1 protein-coding gene is annotated in these 253 nt (G+C 81.0%); it reads right to left on the minus strand.

Annotated features, from left to right (window positions below; genetic code table 11):
- On the minus strand, nucleotides 1-253 hold a 253-nt coding region (locus KVS67_RS12390), incomplete at both ends, for an FAD-binding protein (RefSeq protein WP_217565486.1).

The following is a 253-nucleotide window of genomic DNA, read 5'->3' on the forward strand; positions in this document are numbered from 1 at the left end:
TAGCCGGAGCCGACGGCGGCGCGCGAGGCGCCCCCGGCGGCGCCGAGCCCGTCGGCGAGCTGCTCGACGATCGCGAAGCCCCCCTCGGAGCCCACGCCGCGTCCGCCGGCGACGACGCTCTTCGCGCCGCGCAGGGGCGGACGGGCGGAGTTCTGCGTGCGGGCGTTCACCTCGAGCACCCGGGCGCCGGCGGACACCGGGCCGAGCTCGGCGGCGGCCAGCTCCACGACCTCGGGCGCCTCGACGGCCGGGG

The organism is Micrococcus sp. GbtcB5 (genome assembly GCF_019091605.1).
GTDB classification, from domain to species: domain Bacteria; phylum Actinomycetota; class Actinomycetes; order Actinomycetales; family Micrococcaceae; genus Micrococcus; species Micrococcus luteus.